We start from the raw sequence: 20,927 nt of genomic DNA on the forward strand, positions 1-20,927 counted from the left end.
TATATCCGCCTTATGTTCGTCGCACCCTTTCCCTGGCGCCGCTTCCTGGGACGCGTCTCGCGTCGCTTCGTCGAAGAGAACTTCGATCAGATCAGCGCCAGTCTCGCCTTCACGACGCTGCTTTCACTGGTGCCACTGGTCGCCGTGGTTCTCAGCATCGTCGCCGTCGTGCCGTTCTTCCCGAGCATGGTCGAGCAACTCGAACTCTTCCTGGCGCGCAGCTTTCTGCCCGAGCGCAGCGCCGGAATGATCATTGAACACGTCCTGCAGTTCTCGCAGCAAGCGGTGAAGGTCACTGCAGTTGGCTCACTGGGGCTCGTGGCGACGGCGGCAATGCTCCTGCTAACCATCGAACGTGCTTTCAACCACGTCTGGCTGGTACGCCAAACGCGCACCTGGTGGCGCCGCGCGCGCCTCTATGCAGGCCTGATCGTCCTCTGGCCAATCGTCATTGGCGGCGTTCTGCTGGCAACCTCCCATGCGGTGACCGTCTCGCTCGGCCTGCTGGACGAACCCGGGTGGGTCGGGCAATTGCTGTTCAGGGCGCTCGGCCTGATGATCGCCGGCCTTTTCCTTGGCGGCCTCTACCATGCCCTGCCGAATACCCGCGTGGCGCCGCGCGATGCGGCCTGGGCCGGCATCGTCGCGACGATCGGATTCCTCCTCCTGCAGCAGGGTTTCGAGCTCTACCTCGCCAGCTTTCCATCGTACACCGCCGTCTATGGGGCCTTCGCCACCGTGCCGGTCTTCCTGCTGTGGCTGTACCTGTCGTGGGCGGTGGTCCTGCTGGGCGCCCTCGTGGCCGCTACGCTGCCGGAGTTCAGGAGTCGTTCCGGTGACGAGACGCGGCCCTAACCCGGATTCTGGTCAGGCTCGATCGAAAGAATCTCGACACTGCCCGTCTCCTCGTCGACACAGGTTCGGTTGACCTCGCGAACGATGAGATTCTGCCCCTCGATTACGAGCAGCAATTTCCTGCTGTCGCGAGGAACAACGCCAGCAGCGACGATCAGCGCCTGCCGCGAGCGCAACTTGGGAATCTCCGGCAGGATCAGTACCCGCCGCAGATCGGTGCCGCCATCCCCGGATGGCAGCGCCAGGGTCGCCGGTTGCGCCTTCGGCGCCAGAACCTGCAGTCCGAGTTCGAGGTGCTCCGGGTTTTCGGAGATCGCCCAGCGCACGAGGCAGATCTGCCAGTTGGGATCCACCGCGGTACGAACCGTCACCACGTCGCCCACCGTGAGCGCCCCGGGCTTGCCGGAAACATGCATCACGGCGTAGCCCTCGGGGCTTTCGTTGGTGATCATCCAGGTCGACAGGTCGACATTCACCCCCTCACTCTTGCGGCACAACTGCCACAGCCCATCGATGCCGGCGGCGAGCAGCGTACGATGATTCTGTCGGCGGCGATGGAAGCGGCGCCGGCCGGCATCTCCCCAACGCGTCGCGAGTCGCTGCAGGACTCCGCGACCAGCGGTGGTGCCGGCGAAATCCGGCAGATTCAATTCCTGTGGCGACGCACCATGACCAAGCTGGTCGATCTGCGCCTTGAGCAACAGACAGATGGCAGCGCTGGAAAAGCCGCTGCCCTGCCCTTCCGCCTGTGCCGGTTTGCGCAGCGAGGCAACCGCCGGCAGGTCGCGCAACGGGTCGATCCAGAAAACACCGGGCGCTCGCAGCGACCCGTTCGGCACGGCCTCGACATGGCGGCAGAAGCGCTCGAAGTAACTGGCCAGGAAGAGCACTTCGCGTGGCGTCAGCGACGCCGGCTGCGCGCAGCCCAGGAGTACCGCCGCGTGGTAGACCTCCTGCAGGCTGCGTTCGACGCCTTGCGGGCGCGCAGTGTGCAACTGCAGGTGCTGCGCGGTGGCGTAAGTCTGGTGCAGTTGCTGCCAGACGCCAGCACGCGGGGGAGACGCAATCAGGTGACTGATCATCAGTTGCCTGGCAAGCGCATCCAGGCTGCGCCAGAGGGCCAGGTCGGGGGCTCGGCACGGATCGGCGTTCTTCGGCGGCATGCCCTTCTCGAACAGCGCACTACTCTCGTCGGCGAGCATCTGCAACAGGTCGAGAACGCTGCGGACGATGCGCCGCTCCTTGCGCGGCACCGGCAGCACCAGGTCGATGCTCAGCGCCGGCAACAGGCTGTCGATGACCGTGCTGCTTCGCCGGTAGAGTCCATCAAGCGCCAGAGCGCGCTGCTCCGCCGAGCCCTCGACGTCGCGCAGGGCGATCAGGTGTGAGCGCAGTGAAGGCAGCTCGTCAACCGGCTGCGGGGCCAGCGGCAACTTCAGCCATTGCAGAATCGAGCGCATCCCGGAGTCCGGAGCGGCTCCTCGATCCTTGCCCGTAGCGGTCGAAGGAATCTCGGTCATCAGGCCACCTGCGAAGGAGGTTTTCATCAAGGCGCGGGCCGCCGCAGTGACGTTCGCTGCCCGGCGGAACGAAGCAACTGCCAGCATGGAGAAGCGCACACGCCCAGCCCGTCTCGATGGCGTGCCCTGAACTGACTCTGGAACTGATTATATACTGCCGAGGAGCAGGGGAGTGTGCCGCCGGCCTGCATGAAGGCTGCCTGCAGGCGATGCAGGCAGCCACTGCCGACTTGGGGCCGCGACAGGCGAAGGCGGCGGATTTCACACGTAGAGAAGGCCCGTTGTTGTTATAATCACGGCTTTTTTCTGCTTCGGAAGAGAGTGACATGGTCGTTATTCGCCTTGCTCGTGGTGGCGCCAAGAAACGCCCCTTCTACAACATGGTCGTGACTGATTCGCGGTCGCGCCGCGACGGCCGCTTCATCGAGCGCATCGGCTTCTACAACCCGCTGGCGACCGAGAAGGAACACGGCCTGCAGGTTGCTTCCGACCGGCTCAGTTACTGGCAGCAACAAGGTGCCCAGGCTTCGCCGACGGTCACCCGGCTGCTCAAGCAGTCCGCCGCCAAGGCAGCGGCGTAGGCGTTGTCGGGCCAGGCGCAGCGCCCCGGCGGCGCTGCTGTGGTGGCGGGTGACAGGGCGACGCACCAGGAGATCGTCGTTCTCGGCAGGATTGGCGCAGCCAGCGGCGTGCGCGGGCAGGTGCACGTACACCCCTTCGCCGACGACCCCCAGCAATGGTCGGCGCTGTCGCACTGGTGGCTCGGCAATGAGGGCGACCCACCGGCACTGTGGCAGAAGCGGAAACTGATGACATGCGCGGTTCGCAACGGCCGGCTGACGGCACACCTCGAAGGCGTTGCCGACCGCAACGCGGCTGAGGCGCTGAGGGGCCTCCTGGTCGGCGCACCGCGCTCGGCGCTGCCAGACCCCGCAAAGGACGAGTACTACTGGGCCGATCTGCTTGGTCTACAGGTGCGCAATACCCGGAACCAACCGCTCGGCCACATCGCCGGGCTGATCGACACACCGGCGAACGCAGTCCTGCAGGTGGCCGATGGCGTCGGCGGCGAGAGATTATTGCCCTTTGTCGCTGCCGTTGTCCTCGAAGTGGACCTGGCTGCGGGACAGGTAAGGGTCGACTGGGAAGCGGATTGGTGAACGGCGCAGCGGACGCAGCGACGGTCCTGCGGCCTCTGGTGACCGACATCGTGACGCTGTTCCCGGAAATGTTTGTCGCGCTCACTGGATCGGGCGTGACGCGCCGGGCACTGGCATCCGGCCGCTGGCAGCTCCACCTGTGGAATCCGCGTGATTTCACGGCCGACCGGCATCGTACGGTCGATGAGCGTCCCTACGGCGGCGGCCCGGGGATGGTGATGATGCTGCCGCCGCTGGCGGCGGCCATCGCGGCAGCGAAGGCGCGGCAGCGGGCGATTGGCGGCGGTCGCAGTCGTGTCGTCTGCCTGTCGCCGCAGGGGCCGTTGCTGACGCACGCACGCGTGATGCGCCTGGCACAGGCCGCCGAGGCCTTGGTTCTGGTGTGTGGGCGTTACGAAGGGATCGACCAGCGCCTGATCGACGGCTGGGTCGATGAAGAGGTATCGATCGGGGATTTCGTTCTCTCGGGCGGCGAGATCCCGGCGATGGCGCTGCTCGACGCCGTGCTCAGGCAACTCCCAGGAGTACTCAACGACGCCGGGTCGGCAGAGCAGGATTCTTTCGTTGCGGGCCTGCTGGATTGCCCGCACTATACGCGACCCGAGGAACATGCCGGGTGGCGGGTGCCGGAGGTGCTGCTGTCCGGCCACCACGAAGAGATACGGCGCTGGCGCCTGCAACAGGCGCTGGGTCGGACGTGGCAGAGGCGGCCCGAGCTGTTGGCGGGCCGCTCGCTGTCGAAGCTGGAAACGCAACTCCTGGTGGAGTTTCAGGAGCAATGCGGTCAGGATAACAAGAGCTGATAATCATCCATGGAGTTCATACAATGAATCTGATCGAGCAACTTGAGCAAGAGGAAATCGCCCGTCTGGGCAAGGTCATTCCGGAGTTCGCGCCAGGCGACACGGTCGTCGTCCAGGTCAAGGTCAAGGAGGGCGCGCGCGAGCGTCTGCAGGCCTATGAAGGCGTGGTCATCGCCAAGCGCAACCGCGGCCTCAACTCCAGTTTCATCGTCCGCAAGGTCTCCTCGGGAGAGGGGGTCGAACGGACCTTCCAGACCTACTCGCCGCTGGTCGCAGCGATCGAGGTCAAGCGGCGTGGCGACGTCCGGCGTGCCAAGCTCTATTACCTGCGCCAGCGCTCGGGCAAGTCGGCGCGGATCAAGGAAAAGCTCGTGCGCAAGCAGCGCTGACCGGCTGGCGCGCTGCGTCAAGAAAAAACGGGCGAAGTCTGCAGACTTCGCCCGTTTTTTCTCTCCGCGACGACGGCTGCACAAGCTCTCAGAAATCACCGGCCAGGCTGCGGTCCCTCTCGATCAGGGCGTACGCCGAATGGTTGTGGATCGACTCGAAATTCTCGGACTCGACGACGAAGGCATCGATCCTGGCTTCACCGCCGAGTCGCGCGGCAACGTCGCGCACCATGTCTTCGACGAACTTCGGGTTGTCGTAGGCCCGCTCGGTGACATACTTCTCATCCGGGCGCTTGAGCAGGCCATACAGCTCGCAGGATGCCTGGGCCTCGACGATCTCGACCAGTTCCTCGATCCACAGGTGCTCGTTGATGCGCACCGTCACCGTCACCTGCGAGCGCTGGTTGTGGGCGCCGCGTTCGGAAATCTCCTTCGAGCACGGACACAGGCTGGTGACCGGTACCGCGACCCGGATCGTCGACTCGATCCGGCCATGGCAGATCTCGCCGGTCAGCGTCACATCGTAATCCATCAGGCTCTGCACACCGGAAACCGGTGCCGACTTGTTGATGAAGTAGGGAAAACTCATCTCGATGTGCCCGGTCTCGGCCTCCAGTCGCTCGACCATGTCCCGCAACATGGCGGGAAAGTTCTCCACCGAGATCTCGCGTTCATGGCTGTTGAGAATCTCGACGAAGCGCGACATGTGGGTGCCCTTGAAATTGTGCGGCAAGCCGACGTACATGTTGAAGATCGCGATCGTGTGCTGGATGCCGCCGGACTTGTCCAGCACCCGCACCGGATGCCGCATGGCCTTGATTCCCACCTTGTTGATGGCGATCCGCCGCGTGTCGGCAGAGCCCTGGACATCGGCCATGGCGGCCGGATTGTGCGGGGTTTCGGGGGCGTTCATTGCTGCTCCTGGTAGTTGTCACTCGGGGCGTGCGCCTGGCGCCTCGCCCGCATCTGCCGACCCGGACCGGCAGGACTGAACCACACGCAGGATGCCTGCACAGTCCAGCCCGATGTCGGCCAGCAGCAACGCCTGGTCGCCGTGCTCGATGAAGCGATCGGGAATTCCCAACCGCAACAGACGGGTGGTACTGCCGGCCTCCTCGAGCACGCGTGCAACCTCGGCCCCGGCGCCACCGATGACGGCATTCTCTTCGACGCTGACCAGCAGCGAATGTTCCGCCGCCAGCGACAGGATCAGCTCGCGATCGATCGGCTTGACGAAGCGCATGTTGGCCACCGTGGCATCGATCGCGGCCGCGGCCGCCAGCGCCGGCGCCAGCATGCTGCCGAAGGCCAGCAGCGCCACCGCCTGGCCACGGCGGCGAAGTTCGCCCTTGCCGATCGGCAGTCCGACGAGTTGCGGGTCGATCGCCACGCCCGTGCCGCCGCCACGCGGGTAACGCACCGCCGCCGGTCCGTCGTGATGGAACGCGGTGGTCAACATCTTGCGGCACTCATCCTCATCCGACGGCGTCATCAGCAGCAGATTGGGAACGCAGCTCAGAAAAGACAGATCGAAGGCGCCGTGGTGGGTCGGACCGTCGGCACCGACGAGACCGCCGCGATCGAGCGCAAAGACCACCGGCAGGTTCTGCAATGCGACGTCGTGCACCAACTGGTCGTAGCCCCGCTGCAGGAAAGTCGAGTAGATCGCCAGCACCGGCCGCAGTCCTTCGCATGCGAGACCGGCGGCAAAGGTCACGGCGTGCTGCTCGGCGATACCGACGTCGTAGTAGCGGTCGGGAAAACTCTCGCTGAAGCGCAGCAGCCCCGAACCTTCGCGCATCGCCGGCGTGATGCCGACCAGCCGCGAATCGGCTGCCGCCATGTCGCACAGCCAGTCGCCAAACACCTGCGTATAGCTCGGCTTGCCGCCAGCCGATCCGCCGGCGATGCCGACGTCGGGCTGGAATTTCGAGACACCGTGATAGAGCACCGGGTCCACCTCGGCGAGCTTGTAACCCTGCCCCTTCTTGGTGATGACGTGCAGGAAGCGCGGTCCCTGCAGGTGCTTGAGGTTGTGCAGCGTCGGAATCAGCGATTCCAGGTCGTGGCCGTCGATCGGCCCGATGTAGTTGAACCCCATTTCCTCGAACAGCGTTCCCGGCGTCAGCATTCCCTTGACGTGCTCTTCGGCGCGTTTGGCAAACTCGCGCAGCGACGGCGAGAAATCGAGAATCTTCTCGCCCGCCTTGCGCGCGGCGTTGAAGCTGCTGCCGGAAAAGAGGCGTGCGAGGTAACGGTTGAGGGCACCCACCGCCGGCGAGATCGACATGTCGTTGTCGTTGAGGATGACGAGCATGTCGGCGTCGGCAACACCGGCGTTGTTCAGCGCCTCGAAAGCCTGGCCAGCCGACATCGCCCCGTCCCCGATGATCGCCACCACCTTGCGCGTCTCGCCCTTGGTTTTCGCCGCCAGCGCCATGCCGAGCGCGGCCGAGATGGAAGTGGACGAATGGCCGACACCGAAAGTGTCGTAGGGGCTCTCGCTGCGCTTCGGAAAGCCCGAGACGCCCCCATGCATGCGCAGCCTGGCCATGCCCGCGCGCCGTCCGGTGAGCACCTTGTGCGCGTACGTCTGGTGACCCACGTCCCACACAAGGCGATCATGTGGCGTATCGAAGACGTGATGCAGCGCGATCGTCAGTTCGACGGTGCCCAGGTTCGATGACAGATGGCCACCGGTCCTGGCCACCGACTCGACCAGGAAGTGGCGCAGCTCGTCGGCCAGTTGCGGCAGTTGTCGGCGATCGAGCTTGCGCAGTTGCGCCGGATCGCTGATCGTGTCGAGAAGTGGATAACGCATCATTGGCTTGTCTTGTCCTGCTTGAGCGACTGGCTGCACGCGAAGGGGTCGGGGCAACCGTCAGAACTTTCGCTGGGTGATGAAATCGGTCAGTTCGACCAGGCGCCGGCTGCGCTCACCGAAAATGGTCAACGCCGCGAGTGCCTGTCCGCCGAGGTCGGCGGCGAACTCGCGCGCGCGCTCGAGCCCCATCAGGCTGACGTAGGTGGGCTTCGCCGCGGCAGCATCCTTGCCGGCCGTCTTGCCCAGCGTCACCGTACTGGCCGTGCAGTCGAGGATGTCGTCCACCACCTGGAAGAGCAGGCCGGCGCGTTTGGCAAAGCGGTCGAGCGATTCCCGTTCGTCGGCGCCGAGCGCCGTCCCACAGAGGCCGCCGAGCAACACCGCGGCGCGAATCAGCGCCCCGGTCTTGAGCGCGTGCATCAGTTCGAGCTCGGGCTGGTCGAGTGTCCTCCCGACCGCCGCGAGGTCGATCGCCTGTCCGCCCGCCATGCCGCAGGAGCCGCTGGCGCGTGCGAGCAGAGCGAGCATCTCGAGCTGCCGCGGGTTGTCACCGAAGTCCGTGCGCGCCAGGATCTCGAACGCCAGGGACTGCAGGCTGTCGCCGACGAGCAGCGCCGTCGCCTCATCGTATTCGACATGGCAGGTCGGACGACCGCGGCGCAGCACGTCGTCGTCCATGCACGGCAGGTCGTCGTGCACCAACGAATAGCTGTGGATCAGCTCGACCGCGCAGGCGGCGAGCTCGAGCCGCGGCAGAGGTGCAGTGCTCAACTCGCCGGCAGCAAAGACCAGCAGCGGCCGCACCCGCTTGCCACCGTTCAGCGTCGCATAGCGCATCGCCTGGTGCAGGCGACCGGGAATCGCCTCGGCGGGTGGCAGATGACGGGCCAGAGCGCTGCCCACGCGACTCTGCACACCGTGCATCCAGTCGGGAAAGGGAAGCCTCGTCGCCTCGTCTGCAGCACTGTCTGCCGCGTTCATCCGGCTTCTCCGCTGCCCGGCTCGAAATCGCGCAGGCTGCCGTTTTCCAGAATCTGGATCTCGCGTTCCGCATCGGCGAGCTGTTGCTGGCAGTGCCGCAGCAGCTCGCTGCCGCGCCGATAGGCCGCCAGCGATTCGGCGAGGGGCAACCGGCCACCTTCCATGTTGGCGATGATCCCTTCGAGCTCGGCCAGCGCCAGCTCGAACTTCAGCCCGCCGACGGCGGTGGGTGGATCAATGGCGGCGTCAGGGCCGCCGGCAGGCTCGGTGTTCGCTCGGGGCATGGGAAAGGCTCGGATCAAACGGGCGAAAATAGCCTATTACTGGGCTTCCGGTCAAATCAAAAACTGGTCGGTCGGCAGCCGCAGCCACGGGCCCGCCGCCCGACAGTGGTGCTAAACTTGCCCGGACTACGAAGGGAGCCAACCATGATCGTCATCGAGCATCAACCCAAGCGCGTCGAAGTGACCGTATACGCCGAGTTCACCCTGGCCGATTACAAGGAATTCGAGGCTGTCGCCAATGACGCGATCCGCTCCGAGGGACCGGTCGACCTCCTCTTCGACCTGCGCGAGATGGCCGACTTCACCCTCGACGTCGCGTGGGAAGACATCGTCTTTGCCCGTGCCCACGCCAACGACTTCAGCCGCATCGCCGTCCTGACCGACAGCCAGTGGGTCGCCTGGAGTGCCTGGTTGTCGCAGATTTTCGTTCGTGCCGAGATGCGCATCTTCGCCGACGAAGCAGACGCGCGCGCCTGGCTGGCCGAGGACGGCGAGGCGGCCGAGGAGCCGGAGTGAGCTGCCGGACCCTGGTGGACAGCACGCTCCTGGCCAACCACGTGCAGGACGCCGACTGGCGGATCTTCGACTGCCGCCACCTGCTCAGCGACCCCGCTGCCGGTCGCCGGGCCTACATCGCCGGACATCTGCCGGGCGCCTTCTTCCTCCATCTCGATGACGACCTGTCGGGCCCGACGAACGGCCGCAACGGACGTCATCCGCTGCCCGATCCGCAACGGTTTGCCGACAAGCTCGGCGCTGCCGGCGTCGCGGCCGCAACACAGGTGGTCGCCTACGACGATGCCGGCGGTGCCTTTGCCGCTCGCCTGTGGTGGCTTCTGCGCTGGCTCGGTCACGATCGCGTCGCCGTCCTCGACGGCGGCATCGCCGCCTGGCTGGCCGACGGTCGACCGCTTACGACCGAACTGCCGCGCGCGCAACCGGCGACCTTCGCGGTGCAGCGGCGCGACTGGGTCGTCGGCACGGACGATGTGCTGGCCAATCTGCAGCGGCAGCAGTTCCGCCTGATCGATGCCCGCGGCGCCGACCGCTTCCGCGGCGAGAACGAAACCCTCGATCCAGTCGGCGGACACATTCCCGGCGCCGGCAACCGTTTCTTTCGCGACAACCTCGATGCCGACGGCCGCTTCCGGCCGGCTGCCGACCTGCGGCGCGAGTTCACCGAGGTCCTCGCCGGCTTCGATCCGCGCGCCGTGGTGATGTCCTGCGGTTCGGGAGTCACCGCCTGCCACAACCTGCTGGCGATGGAGATTGCCGGCCTCCCCGGTGCCCGCCTGTACGCCGGTTCCTGGAGCGAATGGTGCAGCGATGCGGCGCGGCCGATGGCCTGCCGGACGCCCGCCGTCGCCGGCTGACGCGCGTGCCGATGCCGCCTGCCCGGTGACCGCTGCCGCCTCGGCGGTGCTCGAGCGCAGCGGCACCGCGGCCGGCGGCGGCCGGCGGGGCACCGACAGCGCCATCATCGCAACAGCAGCTCGCTGGCCGCGTCGGCAATCTCGTCGAGCGACAGCGGGCCATCGGGCCGATACCACTGGCCGCTCCAGTTGAGCATGCCGAAGAGCAGCAGCCGGACCGGACTGGCGGCACTGCGCAGCCGGCCGCATGCCGCCAGTTCATCGAGCGTGCCCTGCCACGCCGCCTGGTAACGATCGCTGGCGGCAGCGATCTCGGCCCGTGCCGCGGCATCGAGCGAACGGGATTCGTGAATCAGCATCGGCGTATGGCAATCGCCCTCGAGCAGATTGCCGAAGTGGGTCCGAATCATCAGCCGCAGGCGGCGCTCGGGATCGTCGATCCCGGCGATGGCCGCCTGCAGGCGACGGTGTCCTGCTTCCAGTCCTTCAATCATCGCCGCCTTGAGCAGTTCCTGCTTGCTGCGGAAGTGATAGAACGGACTGCCGGAACGCATGCCGACCGCCTGCGCGATGTCGCGCGTCGTCGTCGCGGCAAAACCCTTCTCGACGAACAGCCGCGCGGCGGCGCGCAGCAGGTCGTCGCGGCGGTTGAGCTCGGTCGCCGCGCGCGGTCTTCTGTGTTCGGTCGGCATCCTGCTCAGAGCGTCGCCGCCAGGCGGGTGCCCTGGTCGATCGCGCGCTTGGCGTCGAGTTCGTTCGCGACGTCGGCGCCGCCGATCAGCGACAACGGTACGGCAGCGGCACGCAGCCCTTCCTCGAGTTCGCGCCGGGGCTCCTGGCCAGCGCAGACGATCACATGGTCGACCGGCAGGCACTGCCGCTGGCCATCGACGACGATGTGCAGGCCGGCGTCGTCGATGCGCTCGTAGGTGACCCCGGAGAACATCTGCACACCGCGCTTCTTGAGCAGGGTTCGGCGAATCCAGCCGGTGGTCCTGGCCAGGCCGTCACCGACCTTCGCCGCCTTGCGCTGCAGCAGCCAGACCTGGCGCCGGCCGGGTTCGGCTCTGGGCGGCTTGAGGCCGCCCGGGTTGCCGAAGTCGGGGTCGATTCCCCACTCGCTCTGGAAGCGCTCGATTTCATCGCGATCGTCCTCGACATGCGTCAGGAACTCGGCGACGTCGAAGCCGATGCCACCGGCACCGATGATCGCGACGCGCGCACCGGCCACGCGGTAGCCCTCGATCAGGTCGACGTAGGAAATCACCTTCTCGTGCTCGATCCCCGGCACATCGGGCCGCCGCGGCACGATGCCGGTGGCGAGGACGACATGCTCGAAACCAGCCTCCGCCAACTCGGCGGCGCTGCACTCCCGGCCGAGCTGCAGCGATACGCCGACGGCCTGCAGCCGGCGATCGAAATAGCGCAGCGTCTCGGCGAACTCCTCCTTGCCGGGAATGCGACGCGCCAGGTTGAACTGGCCGCCGATTTCCGCCGCGGCGTCGAACAGCGTCACCCAGTGGCCGCGCTCGGCGGCGGTGAGCGCACAGGCCATGCCGGCGGGACCGGCACCGACTACGGCAAGCCTCTTCGGCGTTGCCGCCGGCGCGATCACCAGTTCCGTCTCGCGGCACGCCCGCGGGTTCACCAGGCAGTAGGTCAGCCGACCCGCGAAAATCTCGTCGAGACAGGCCTGGTTGCAGGCGATGCAGGTATTGATCTCGTCGGCACGGCCGGCCGCCGCCTTGTTGACGAACTCGGCGTCGGCGAGGAAGGGGCGCGCCATCGACACCATGTCGGCACAACCGGAAGCGATCACCTCCTCCGCCACCTCGGGCGCATTGATGCGGTTGGTGGTCACCAGCGGGATGCCCACCTGCCCCATCAGCCGCTTCGTCACCCAGACGAAGGCCGCACGCGGCACCATCGTCGCGATCGTCGGGATGCGCGCCTCGTGCCAGCCGATGCCGGTGTTGATGATGCTTGCGCCGGCCTCCTCGACCGCCCGCGCGAGCGCGACGATCTCGTCCCAGGTGCTGCCACCCTCGACCAGGTCGAGCATCGACAGGCGGAAGATGATGATGAAATTCGGCCCGGTCGTCGCCCGCACGCGGCGCACCGTTTCGAGAGCAAAGCGGATGCGGTTCTCGAAGCTGCCGCCCCAGCCATCCTCGCGGAAGTTTGTCTGGCGGGCGATGAACTGGTTGATCAGGTAGCCTTCCGACCCCATCACCTCGACCCCGTCATAACCGGCCGACTGCGCCAGTCCGGCGCAGCGGGCGTAATCGTCGAGAGTCCGCTCGATGTCCTCGGCGCTCAGTTCGCGCGGGCGAATCGGCGAGATTGGCGCCTGCACCGACGACGGCGCGACCGCGCCGCGATGGTAGGCGTAGCGGCCGGTGTGCAGGATCTGCATGGCGATCTTGCCGCCGGCAGCATGCACGGCGTCGGTGACGAGGCGGTGTTTGACCACCTGCCCCTCGTTCTCCAGCGCCGCTGCGCCGGGCATCACGACCCCATCCTGGTTCGGGGCAATGCCGCCGGTGACGATCAGGCCGACGCCGCCGCGCGCGCGCTCGGCGTAGAAGGCGGCGAGACGGCGGAAACCTTGCGGCGCCTCTTCGAGACCGGTGTGCATCGAACCCATCAGGACACGATTCCTGAGCGTCGTGAAGCCGAGGTCGAGCGGGGCGAGCAGATGGGGATAGGCGTTCCGGTGCATGCAGGGAATCTCCTGGGGCAGGTGGTCGAGGGATGGGCGATGAAAGTTTAGGCAAGCAAGCGCTTGTTGGATTATCGGTGATCGGCCTTCGCGATGCAAGCGGCGCTGCTGCCGTAGGCGCGGCGGGAAGCCGCCCTGTGGCGGCGAAGACAGGGCCGGCCCTGGCGGTGACTGTAGCAGATTGTCGGCGCCAGCTAGGTCGGCCTTCGGAATGGAAACGGGGGGTGATCCGGCCCGCGCACGGGCTTCCGCGACGAGCGAGCGCGTGGCAACGCTGGCCTCCAAGGGCATGGCGCTGCGCTCAGACAGGTCGGGCCTAGCTGACTGCGATGGATCAGGTCTATGGCTTTCGCGTCGCCATCCACTTACTGGAGCCGCCCCTTACCGAAACGCCGGGGAGGAGTCCGGTACACGAGCAGCCAGCGCCGGCCGCGGCCCCGCACAGGGCCAAGACGGCCAGGCACGGCGCCGGCCTCAGGGTAGAACCCCACAAGGCAAGGAGAGGCTCGAACGGATGGCGGGCACGGGTGCGTGGCATCGGGTGCCGGTACCGCGTGGGTTCGGTCAGCGGCGCGCTGCAGGAGCACCCGGCGATCGACGCCGGCAGGCCCCGGACATCAACTCCGCAAATTGTTTCCTCAGGGCCGCAGGGTCAGGGGCCAGCGGCACGCCGGGTTCAAGGACGGGGGCTTCAACGGCGTTGCGGGCATTGCCATCACCAAACGGCGCGAAAGGCGTGTGCTTGGGCGAGGGTTGATATGTGCGGGCAGATCTGGACCCTGAGCCCGGGCGGGCTGGACGAGCACCCTGGGCTCTTCAGGCTCGAAGTCACCGAGGGGCCTGGCGGCGGCGTTCGGGTCTTGAACAACCCGGTGCCGTCTCCCTTCAAGGAATCGATCCGGTGTGCCGAGCAGAACCTGTATGCCAGGGCACAACAACTCGTCGGTGACCGCGATCCACGATCGCACGAGTTCTCAGTCCAGCTCCGGAGCTTCGACGCCGCCAAGTCCGGCGCCAAGACGAGCGCGGCCGCACTGATTTCGCTCTCCAGCGCGTTGCTGAAGAAGTCGGTCCGTCGTGGACTGGTTGTCGTCGGCGAGGTCACGCTGGGCGGGACGATCGAACCCATCCACAACGCGGTCACGCTCGCGGAAGCGGCTGTCGAGAAGGGAGCCAAATCACTGCTCTTGCCCGTGTCTTGCCGCCGGCAGCTCTTCGATCTGTCGGACGACATGGCAACCAAGCTGGACATTGAGTTCTACCAGGACGGGCGAGATGAGCTGTTCAAGGCGCTGGCGGCCTGAGCCGGGCACACCACACACCCTATGTTGAACTCGGGCGCTTGCTGGATCGCTCCCTGGAACTGCAGGCCGACGTTCACCGCATGCTCGGAGGCGACGAACTGCAGCTCTTCGACGACTCCCCTCGAACGCTGGTGACGCTTTATGCAGCGCAGACATCAGTGGAACATGGGACCGCTCTTCGGGTAGTGCTCGCGCAGCCACTCCCTGCCGCTGGCATCAGCATGATGCGGCTTCAGCACGATTCCCTGACACGGGCCGTATGGCTGCTGTACTCGGCATCTGACGAGCAGATCGACCGCCTTGTCGCCCCGCTCGATGCTGCCGCCGAGAAAGCCGCCTCCAAACTGCCGATGGCCCAGACGATGCTCGACGAGATTGTCGGCAGATCACCGCACGCCGCGGTCGAGAGGTCCACCCACTTCAAGGACGTGAATGTGCCGGCCCCGCATCCCGGAAGCGACGCCGGAAAAGATGGCTGACTCGTCATGCTTCCAGGCCGTGTGAGAACCGGTGCTCACCCCGGCGACGGCGCCCACGGCACGGCAAGCCGGGCTCGATCACCCGCGGTCGGCAGCGCCGGTCAGCTCACTTCAGGATCCCGAGCAGGTTCGAGAACCCGTCGGTCCACGCCGTGAAGCCGGCGCGCGCCGGCAGCGGCCGGGCGCCGCCGATCGCCGTCTGCAGACCCGCCGCGCGCGCCGGTCGAACGATCAGCGCCCACAGTGAGCGGCGGCAGAAAACGTCGCCGGCAGCCGGTTCGAGTTCGACGACGAGCACGCTCAGCCCCAACTTCGCAGCCGCGGCAGCGACCACCGGCTGCAGGTCGAGGTAGCGGTTGGTGATGTGCACGGCGAGGATGCCGTCGCTCCGCATGTGCCGCAGGTAGGACTGCATCGCTTCGAGGGTCAGCAGGTGCGTCGGGATCGAGTCGCCCGAGAAGGCGTCGATGGCGAGCAGGTCGAATTCCTGCGGCGCTTCGCTTTCGAGCATCAGGCGGCCGTCTCCGAGCACCGGCTCGATGCGCGCGCGGCTCTCCGCCAGGTAGCTGAAGTCGCTGCGCGCGAGGTCGAGGACCTGGTCGTTGATTTCGTACAGCCGCATTTCGTCGCCCTGGCGGCCGTAGATCGCGAGCGTGCCGGCGCCAAGTCCAAGGACGCCGATCTTGCGCGGCCGGTCGGTGGGCAGGCTGAGCAGCGCCTGGCCGATTCCCGACTGTTCGCAGTAGTAGGCGGTCGGCCGCCGGCTGTGCTCGGCGGCGATGAACTGCTCGCCGTGGTTGATGCGGCCGTGCAGGATTTTGCGCTTGATGCCGAGTTCGTCCTCGCTGACGTCGGCGACGCGCAACTGGCCGTAGAAGTTGCGCATGACACGGCGGTATTCCTCGACGTAATCGACCGAGAGTCCCGCCAGCCGGTAGCCGTAGAGGGCGAGGGCGATGAGCAGCAGCCAGCGCCAGACCCGCTTGACTTCCGGCCAGAGGACTACGATCACCAGCACGGCGCAGAGGAAGAGGCCGATCGGCAACTCGAAGTAGGCGTTGAACAGCGCCGGCGCGAGCAGGCCGACGAAACTGCCGCCGAGCGCGCCGCCGATCGACAGCATCAGGTAGAACAGCGTCAGGTGGCGCACCGGTGGCCGCCGCCGCACCAGCTCGCCATGACAGACCATGCAGAAGACGAAGAGCGCGAGGCAAAGGAGGCCGACCAGCATCGGTACCGGCATGCCGACTTCGGCGAGAACCTGGTCGAGCGCGATGAACGCGATCGGCAGCGCGATCAGGAAACCGCGGCGATGATAGTAGCGCGGCGCATCGAAGCAGAGAATGAAGCTCAACAGGTAGATGCTCAGCGGCACCACCCACAGGAACGGCACCGGCGCGACGTCCTGCGTCAGGTGACGGGTCAGCGCCAGCAGGAGGATCGAGGCCGTCATCGCCAGGCCGATCCACAGCAGGCACTCGCGCAGCGGCGGCCGCGGCACGGGCTCCGAACTGGCCGGGCGGCGTTCGAGTTCGCCGGAGACGCCCTGCCACGACTGCCAGGCGCTGGCGAAGCAGGCGATCACGAAGAAGACGTAGCCGACCGACCAGGCGTGTGCCTGCTGCACGACGACAAAGAACGGTTCGACGAGCACCGGATAGGAGAGCAGCGCGAGCATCGACGCCAGGTTCGACAGCGCGTAGAGGCGATACGGCATCAGGCTGTTGAACGACCGCGCATACCACGCCTGCATCAACGGCCCGGTGGTCGACAGCAGCAGGTACGGCATGCCGACGGTGGCAGCGAGGACGACGAGCACATTCCACGTCGGGCTGGCGAAGGCGGCGTCCTTCCAGGCCGGATTGGCGACCACCGGCAGCGTCGCCAGACTGAGCAGCAGCAACACGCAGTGCACGATGTTCTGCCGGCGAGGCGAAAGCCACTCGTGCAGCAGGTGCACGTAGAGGTAGCCGAGCAGCAGCGCCGCCTGAAAGAAGACCATGCAGGTGGTCCACACCGACGACGAACCGCCGAACCACGGCAGGATCATCTTGGCGATGATCGGCTGGATCTGGAAGAGGAGAAAGGCCGAAAGGAAGACCGTCACGGCGAAGCTGATCATCCGGGTGTTCCCGGCTGCTGCGGCGTTCCCGTTGTCGGGCCGCCGCCTTCGGGTTCGGCCGGCGCCGCATGCCAGCTCTCGCGCGGGACGACGACGTTGCTGGCCGGCTGGACAACGAAATGCGGCGACATGATCTGCACGCCGTAGGTATTGAACTGGTCCTGGATGTTGGCGTGCAGCGCGGAGAGCACCGGCACCCTCTCGAGCGGCTTGTCCATGTGTGCAAAAAGCTCGTATTCGACGTACCAGTCGGCGAGGCTGCGCTGGTAGACGAAGGGCTTCGGCAGCGCGCGCAGGCCGGGCGTCTGTTCGGCAGCGGCGATGAGCATCGCGTGCACCTGACGCCAGGGGGTATCGTAACCGATCGTCACCTTGGTCGACACCAGCGTCCCGCGCGCGCCCGCGAGGCGCGAGTAATTCTTGATCGGATTGCCGACGAGCACGGCGTTGGGGATCGTCACTTCCTCGTTGCGCATGTTGATGATCTTCGTCGACAGCGCGCCGACCTCGCTGACGACGCCGATGGTCTCGCCGATGTCGACGAAGTCGCCGACCGACAGCGCGCGCGAGTAGACGAGCACGAGGCCGCTCATCAACTGGTTGACGATGCCGGCCGAACCGAGCGTCAGCATGAAGCCGAACATCACCGACAGCCCCTTGAAGGCGTCGCTGTCGGACATCGGGATGAACGGATAGGCAATCGCGATGCCGAGGCCCCAGACGATGATGGTGCAGATGCGATGGGTGGCGTTGACGGTTTCCGGATGCAGCCCATGCACCTGCACGCGTCCGGCCCTTGCCGCCTTGAAGAAGTTGCCGAGGGCGTCATTGAAGGCCTTCGTCAGGAAGAGGATGACGAGGGCGGTGGTCAGCGACGGGACTGCCTCGATGAAGCCGACGCCGATCGTCTCCATCAGGCCGAAGAGGAAGCTGGTCAGGCGGTCGCCGAGCGGCTCGGTAAGCGGGAAGAGTGCCAGGACGAAGGTCAGCCAGAGGTAGGCGACGCTGAGCCAGAGAAAGCCCATCAGCAGTTGTGCGATCCGCTGCACCAGCGCCCAGCCATGGCGGGCCCAGCGGAAGCTGCTCGACTCCGGATGCGCGTCGACGACCTTTGCGAAGTGGCGGACGATCAACGCGGTGGCGCGGCTGATCAGCCACAGCAGCAACAGGGCGATGGCGGTCGCCGCCAGCGACAGACCGATGCCCTTGACGAGCACCATCGGCCGGCGCTGCTCGCTGACCGCCAGCAGCGCGGCACCGAGTTCGTCAGCGCTGCGACGCGCCACAGCGTCGAGCGACATCTTCTCCTCGGGGTCGAGATCGCCCTCGACGATGCCGAAGAGGACCGCTTCGCCGATGTGCAGGCTGATGCCGCGCCGGTCTTCGACGGAGAACGGCGTCAGCTCGATCGGCTGCTGCATCTGCGCCGCCTGCAGGGCATCGATGCGCGCGAGCGCGCGCCGCACGCGATACTCCGGGCTGGCGCCGACGAAGGTCGCGCGAAAGGTGACGATCGGCCGGAAATGGTAGTGCAGGGTCGCCTCCGGCTGACGCACCTCGGCGGCGACGGCTGCGGCGGCCAGGCTGGCGATGAACATGCTGGCGACGAGCCAGAAGAGGGCGAAAGCGGCGCGAAACCGGCAGCGTAACGGCTTGGTGATCATGGCGAGATGAGGGTGACGGTCTGGACTGGGCTGCGATTATAGCCCCTGCCCGCCAGGATGGCTTTGGCGCCCGCGCCGCTGGCCGCCGACCGGCTGTCAGGCCGTGCCGCCGACCGTCAGGCCGTCGATGCGCAAGGTCGGCTGGCCGACACCGACCGGCACGCTCTGCCCCTCCTTGCCGCAGGTGCCGACGCCCGGGTCGAGGCGCATGTCGTTGCCGATCATCGACACCTGCGTCATCGCCTGCGGGCCGCTGCCGATCAGGGTCGCGCCCTTGACCGGGGTGGTCACGCGACCGTTTTCGATCAGGTAGGCCTCGGACATCGAGAAGACGAACTTGCCATTGGTGATGTCGACCTGCCCGCCGCCGAAATTGACCGCGTAGATGCCCTTCTTCACCGAGCGGATGATCTCTTCCGCACTGCACTCGCCATTGAGCATCGTGGTGTTGGTCATGCGCGGCAGCGGCAGGTGGGCAAAGGACTCGCGACGCCCGTTGCCGGTCGGCGCGACGCCCATCAGGCGCGCGTTGAGGCTGTCCTGCATGTAGCCCTGCAGGATGCCGTCCTCGATCAGCACCGTCCGCTGCGTCGGATTGCCTTCGTCGTCGATGTTCAGCGAACCGCGCCGTCCGGCAATCGTGCCGTCGTCGATCACCGTCACTCCCCGGGCGGCAACGCGGCTGCCGATGCGGCCGGCGAAGGTCGAACTGCCCTTGCGGTTGAAGTCGCCCTCGAGCCCGTGGCCGACCGCTTCGTGCAGCAGGATGCCGGGCCAGCCGGCACCGAGGACGACGGTCATCGTCCCGGCCGGCGCCGGTCGTGCCGCCAGGTTGGTCACCGCCTGATGCACGGCTTCGCGCGCGTAGTCCTGCAGCAAGGCATCGGTGAAGAATCCGTAGTCGCTGCGGCCGCCGCCACCCGCCGACCCCTGTTCGCGCTGCCCGCCCTGCTCGACGATGACCGTCAGGGAGACCCGCACCAGCGGCCGCACGTCGGCCGCCAGGCGACCGTCGCTGCCGGCGACCAGCACTACCTCGTACTCGCCGGCGAGGTGCGCCATGACCTGCGTCACGCGCCGGTCGGCGGCACGCGCCAGAGCTTCCAGCCGCTCCAGCAGGCTGACCTTGCTGGCCGCATCGAGTGAAGCCAGCGGGTCGTTCGGCAGGTAGAGGCGGTGCCCCGTGCTCCTCTTCGGTGCCGGCACGCGCCGTTCCTGCCCGGCGGCGGCAATCGCCCGCACGGCGGCGGCGGCATCGCCGAGCGCCTGGCTGCTGATGTCGTCGGAATAGGCGAAAGCGGTCTTCTCACCGGCCAGCGCCCGCACGCCGACGCCTTCGTCGATGCTGAAGCTGCCGCTCTTGACGATTCCCTCTTCGAGACTCCAGGCTTCGGAGCGGCTGTACTGGAAATAGAGATCGGCATGGTCGACCTGATGCGCCATGATCTTGCCGAACACCGGCGTCAGATCGGCGACATCAAGGCCATAGGGAGTGAGCAGGGTCTTGCGTGCCTGCGCGAGGAGGGTCTGGGCCTTGGTGGTCATTGAGTTTTCCTGTTTGTTGCGGTCTTCTGCCGCCGACACCTACATGACACGATGCGCGAGCGCCGGCAGGCTGGCGCGGACTTCATCCAGTCGGCTCCGCTCGAGGTCGCCGATGACGATGCCGGGTCCCTTCTGCTTGCGGTCGAGGATCGTCCCCCAGGGGTCGACGAGCATGCTGTTGCCGTGTGTTTCGCGGCCGTTCTCGTGCCGGCCGCCCTGGGCGACCGCCAGCACGTAGCACTGGTTCTCGATCGCCCGCGCGCGCAGCAGAATCTCCCAGTGCGCACGGCCGGTCGTCTCGGTGAAGGCCGCCGGCACGACGATCAGGTCTGTGACACCGAGGGCGCGATAAAGCTCCGGAAAGCGCAGGTCGTAACAGATCGACAGACCGACGCGGCCGAAGGGCGTGACGAAGGCGGCCGGCCGGCGGCCGGCCTCGATGGTCGTGCTCTCGTCGTAACGCTCGCTGCCCTGCTGGAAGCCGAAGAGGTGGATCTTGTCGTAGCGGGCGGCACGCCGCCCCTGCGGATCGTAGACCAGCGTCGAGTTGAGCACCTTGTCCGGACTGCCGGCGAGCAGCGGCAGCGAGCCGCCGATCAGCCAGACCGTGTGTTCGCGAGCACTGGCGGCAAGAAAATCCTGGATCGGGCCATGCCCGTCGGCCTCCCGCAGCCGCACCTTGTCGGCGTCGGTCATTCCCATGATGGCGAAGTACTCGGGCAGCGCCAGCAGTTCGGCGCCCTGCGCAACGGCCTCGCTGATCAGCGCCGCCGCCGTGCGCAGGTTCTCGTCGACGCGTGGCGTCGACACCATCTGCAGGGCGGCGACGCGCAGGACGCTGGTGGCTGGTGCGGCCGGCTGCCGCTCGTCGGGGCTTGGCTTCATCGTTGGCTCCACTCGGC

At 66.7% G+C, this 20,927-nt stretch carries 19 protein-coding genes and 1 pseudogene; 9 read left to right on the forward strand and 11 right to left on the reverse strand.

Translation table 11 applies throughout. The features are described 5' to 3' along the window. Positions 1–12: 12 nt before the first annotated feature. Positions 13–855: a YihY family inner membrane protein gene (locus HT579_21165; protein QKS31217.1), complete on the forward strand. Its 843-nt coding sequence runs from the start codon at positions 13–15 to the stop codon at positions 853–855. Here the strand turns inward: HT579_21165 and HT579_21170 are convergent. Continuing rightward, positions 852–2,375, reverse strand: coding sequence for a hypothetical protein (locus HT579_21170; protein ID QKS31218.1), 1,524 nt, complete (start codon positions 2,373–2,375; stop codon positions 852–854). The two genes, HT579_21165 and HT579_21170, sit on opposite strands and share 4 nt — an antisense overlap. A gap of 326 nt (positions 2,376–2,701) precedes the next feature. On the opposite strand from HT579_21170, the gene rpsP reads away from it, so the two are divergent. From rpsP to rplS, 4 genes are all read left to right on the forward strand, one after another. Further along, positions 2,702–2,956 carry a 30S ribosomal protein S16 gene (gene rpsP / locus HT579_21175; GenBank protein QKS31219.1) on the forward strand — a complete coding sequence of 85 codons (255 nt, stop codon included), beginning with the start codon at positions 2,702–2,704 and terminating at the stop codon, positions 2,954–2,956. A 72-nt stretch (positions 2,957–3,028) separates the two neighbouring features. Continuing rightward, complete coding sequence (rimM, locus tag HT579_21180; protein QKS31748.1) at positions 3,029–3,535, forward strand: 16S rRNA processing protein RimM; 507 nt, start codon at positions 3,029–3,031, stop codon at positions 3,533–3,535. 35 nt (positions 3,536–3,570) lie between these two features. Further along, positions 3,571–4,338, forward strand: a complete 768-nt coding sequence (gene trmD, locus HT579_21185) for a tRNA (guanosine(37)-N1)-methyltransferase TrmD (GenBank protein ID QKS31749.1) — start codon at positions 3,571–3,573, stop codon at positions 4,336–4,338. 23 nt (positions 4,339–4,361) lie between these two features. Beyond that, entirely contained in the window at positions 4,362–4,727 is a 366-nt protein-coding gene (gene rplS / locus HT579_21190) for a 50S ribosomal protein L19 (protein ID QKS31220.1), read from the forward strand. A gap of 88 nt (positions 4,728–4,815) precedes the next feature. On the opposite strand, the gene HT579_21195 is transcribed toward rplS, so the two are convergent. Genes HT579_21195 through xseB form a run of 4 tightly spaced genes read right to left on the reverse strand, consistent with a single transcriptional unit; the run spans position 4,816 to position 8,816 of the window. After that, a complete protein-coding gene (locus tag HT579_21195; protein QKS31221.1) occupies positions 4,816–5,640 on the reverse strand; it encodes a GTP cyclohydrolase I FolE2 in 825 nt (274 codons plus the stop codon). An 18-nt stretch (positions 5,641–5,658) separates the two neighbouring features. Then, the gene (dxs, locus tag HT579_21200) at positions 5,659–7,551 is read right to left on the reverse strand and encodes a 1-deoxy-D-xylulose-5-phosphate synthase (GenBank protein QKS31222.1); all 1,893 of its coding nucleotides are present in this window, start codon (positions 7,549–7,551) and stop codon (positions 5,659–5,661) included. Between the two features lie 57 nt (positions 7,552–7,608). Beyond that, the gene (locus HT579_21205; GenBank protein QKS31223.1) at positions 7,609–8,532 is read right to left on the reverse strand and encodes a polyprenyl synthetase family protein; all 924 of its coding nucleotides are present in this window, start codon (positions 8,530–8,532) and stop codon (positions 7,609–7,611) included. Further along, on the reverse strand, positions 8,529–8,816 hold the full coding sequence (xseB, locus tag HT579_21210) for an exodeoxyribonuclease VII small subunit (GenBank protein ID QKS31224.1): 288 nt from the start codon (positions 8,814–8,816) through the stop codon (positions 8,529–8,531). Before xseB ends, HT579_21205 begins: the two co-directional genes overlap by 4 nt. Positions 8,817–8,960: 144 nt before the next feature. On the opposite strand from xseB, the gene HT579_21215 reads away from it, so the two are divergent. Together HT579_21215 and HT579_21220 are read left to right on the forward strand one after the other, a co-directional pair. Beyond that, the gene (locus HT579_21215; GenBank protein QKS31225.1) at positions 8,961–9,332 is read left to right on the forward strand and encodes an STAS/SEC14 domain-containing protein; all 372 of its coding nucleotides are present in this window, start codon (positions 8,961–8,963) and stop codon (positions 9,330–9,332) included. After that, complete coding sequence (locus tag HT579_21220) at positions 9,329–10,189, forward strand: sulfurtransferase (protein QKS31226.1); 861 nt, start codon at positions 9,329–9,331, stop codon at positions 10,187–10,189. The genes HT579_21215 and HT579_21220 overlap by 4 nt, the downstream gene beginning before the upstream one ends. A 104-nt stretch (positions 10,190–10,293) precedes the next feature. Here the strand turns inward: HT579_21220 and HT579_21225 are convergent, their stop codons facing one another. Together HT579_21225 and HT579_21230 are read right to left on the reverse strand one after the other, a co-directional pair. After that, entirely contained in the window at positions 10,294–10,881 is a 588-nt protein-coding gene (locus HT579_21225) for a TetR/AcrR family transcriptional regulator (GenBank protein QKS31227.1), read from the reverse strand. Between the two features lie 5 nt (positions 10,882–10,886). After that, entirely contained in the window at positions 10,887–12,911 is a 2,025-nt protein-coding gene (locus HT579_21230) for an NADPH-dependent 2,4-dienoyl-CoA reductase (protein QKS31228.1), read from the reverse strand. Positions 12,912–13,672: 761 nt separating this feature from the next. Between HT579_21230 and HT579_21235 the strand changes: the two are divergent. Further along, a pseudogene (locus tag HT579_21235) lies at positions 13,673–14,215 on the forward strand (peptidase). Between the two features lie 38 nt (positions 14,216–14,253). Then, complete coding sequence (locus HT579_21240) at positions 14,254–14,694, forward strand: hypothetical protein (GenBank protein QKS31229.1); 441 nt, start codon at positions 14,254–14,256, stop codon at positions 14,692–14,694. A gap of 106 nt (positions 14,695–14,800) precedes the next feature. Here the strand turns inward: HT579_21240 and HT579_21245 are convergent, their stop codons facing one another. The 4 genes from HT579_21245 to HT579_21260 all read right to left on the reverse strand — a co-directional run bounded on the left by HT579_21245 (position 14,801) and on the right by HT579_21260 (position 20,910). Beyond that, positions 14,801–16,816, reverse strand: a complete 2,016-nt coding sequence (locus HT579_21245) for a fused MFS/spermidine synthase (GenBank protein QKS31230.1) — start codon at positions 16,814–16,816, stop codon at positions 14,801–14,803. Continuing rightward, entirely contained in the window at positions 16,813–18,480 is a 1,668-nt protein-coding gene (locus HT579_21250) for a mechanosensitive ion channel (protein QKS31231.1), read from the reverse strand. Before HT579_21250 ends, HT579_21245 begins: the two co-directional genes overlap by 4 nt. A gap of 96 nt (positions 18,481–18,576) precedes the next feature. Then, a complete protein-coding gene (tldD, locus tag HT579_21255; protein QKS31232.1) occupies positions 18,577–20,025 on the reverse strand; it encodes a metalloprotease TldD in 1,449 nt (482 codons plus the stop codon). Between the two features lie 39 nt (positions 20,026–20,064). Further along, positions 20,065–20,910, reverse strand: a complete 846-nt coding sequence (locus tag HT579_21260) for a carbon-nitrogen hydrolase family protein (protein ID QKS31233.1) — start codon at positions 20,908–20,910, stop codon at positions 20,065–20,067. Between the last annotated feature and the right edge of the window lie 17 nt (positions 20,911–20,927).

Source organism: Candidatus Accumulibacter similis (assembly GCA_013347225.1).
GTDB lineage: Bacteria > Pseudomonadota > Gammaproteobacteria > Burkholderiales > Rhodocyclaceae > Accumulibacter > Accumulibacter similis.

What these genes read in the sequence shown, in the direction of transcription:
- HT579_21165 (QKS31217.1), top strand. Translation starts at nt 13, where the DNA reads ATGTTCGTCGCACCCTTTCCCTGGCGCCGCTTCCTGGGACGCGTCTCG.
- HT579_21170 (QKS31218.1), bottom strand. Translation starts at nt 2,375, where the DNA reads ATGACCGAGATTCCTTCGACCGCTACGGGCAAGGATCGAGGAGCCGCT.
- rpsP (QKS31219.1), top strand. Translation starts at nt 2,702, where the DNA reads ATGGTCGTTATTCGCCTTGCTCGTGGTGGCGCCAAGAAACGCCCCTTC.
- rplS (QKS31220.1), top strand. Translation starts at nt 4,362, where the DNA reads ATGAATCTGATCGAGCAACTTGAGCAAGAGGAAATCGCCCGTCTGGGC.
- HT579_21195 (QKS31221.1), bottom strand. Translation starts at nt 5,640, where the DNA reads ATGAACGCCCCCGAAACCCCGCACAATCCGGCCGCCATGGCCGATGTC.
- dxs (QKS31222.1), bottom strand. Translation starts at nt 7,551, where the DNA reads ATGATGCGTTATCCACTTCTCGACACGATCAGCGATCCGGCGCAACTG.
- HT579_21205 (QKS31223.1), bottom strand. Translation starts at nt 8,532, where the DNA reads ATGAACGCGGCAGACAGTGCTGCAGACGAGGCGACGAGGCTTCCCTTT.
- xseB (QKS31224.1), bottom strand. Translation starts at nt 8,816, where the DNA reads ATGCCCCGAGCGAACACCGAGCCTGCCGGCGGCCCTGACGCCGCCATT.
- HT579_21215 (QKS31225.1), top strand. Translation starts at nt 8,961, where the DNA reads ATGATCGTCATCGAGCATCAACCCAAGCGCGTCGAAGTGACCGTATAC.
- HT579_21225 (QKS31227.1), bottom strand. Translation starts at nt 10,881, where the DNA reads ATGCCGACCGAACACAGAAGACCGCGCGCGGCGACCGAGCTCAACCGC.
- HT579_21230 (QKS31228.1), bottom strand. Translation starts at nt 12,911, where the DNA reads ATGCACCGGAACGCCTATCCCCATCTGCTCGCCCCGCTCGACCTCGGC.
- HT579_21245 (QKS31230.1), bottom strand. Translation starts at nt 16,816, where the DNA reads ATGATCAGCTTCGCCGTGACGGTCTTCCTTTCGGCCTTTCTCCTCTTC.
- HT579_21250 (QKS31231.1), bottom strand. Translation starts at nt 18,480, where the DNA reads ATGATCACCAAGCCGTTACGCTGCCGGTTTCGCGCCGCTTTCGCCCTC.
- tldD (QKS31232.1), bottom strand. Translation starts at nt 20,025, where the DNA reads ATGACCACCAAGGCCCAGACCCTCCTCGCGCAGGCACGCAAGACCCTG.
- HT579_21260 (QKS31233.1), bottom strand. Translation starts at nt 20,910, where the DNA reads ATGAAGCCAAGCCCCGACGAGCGGCAGCCGGCCGCACCAGCCACCAGC.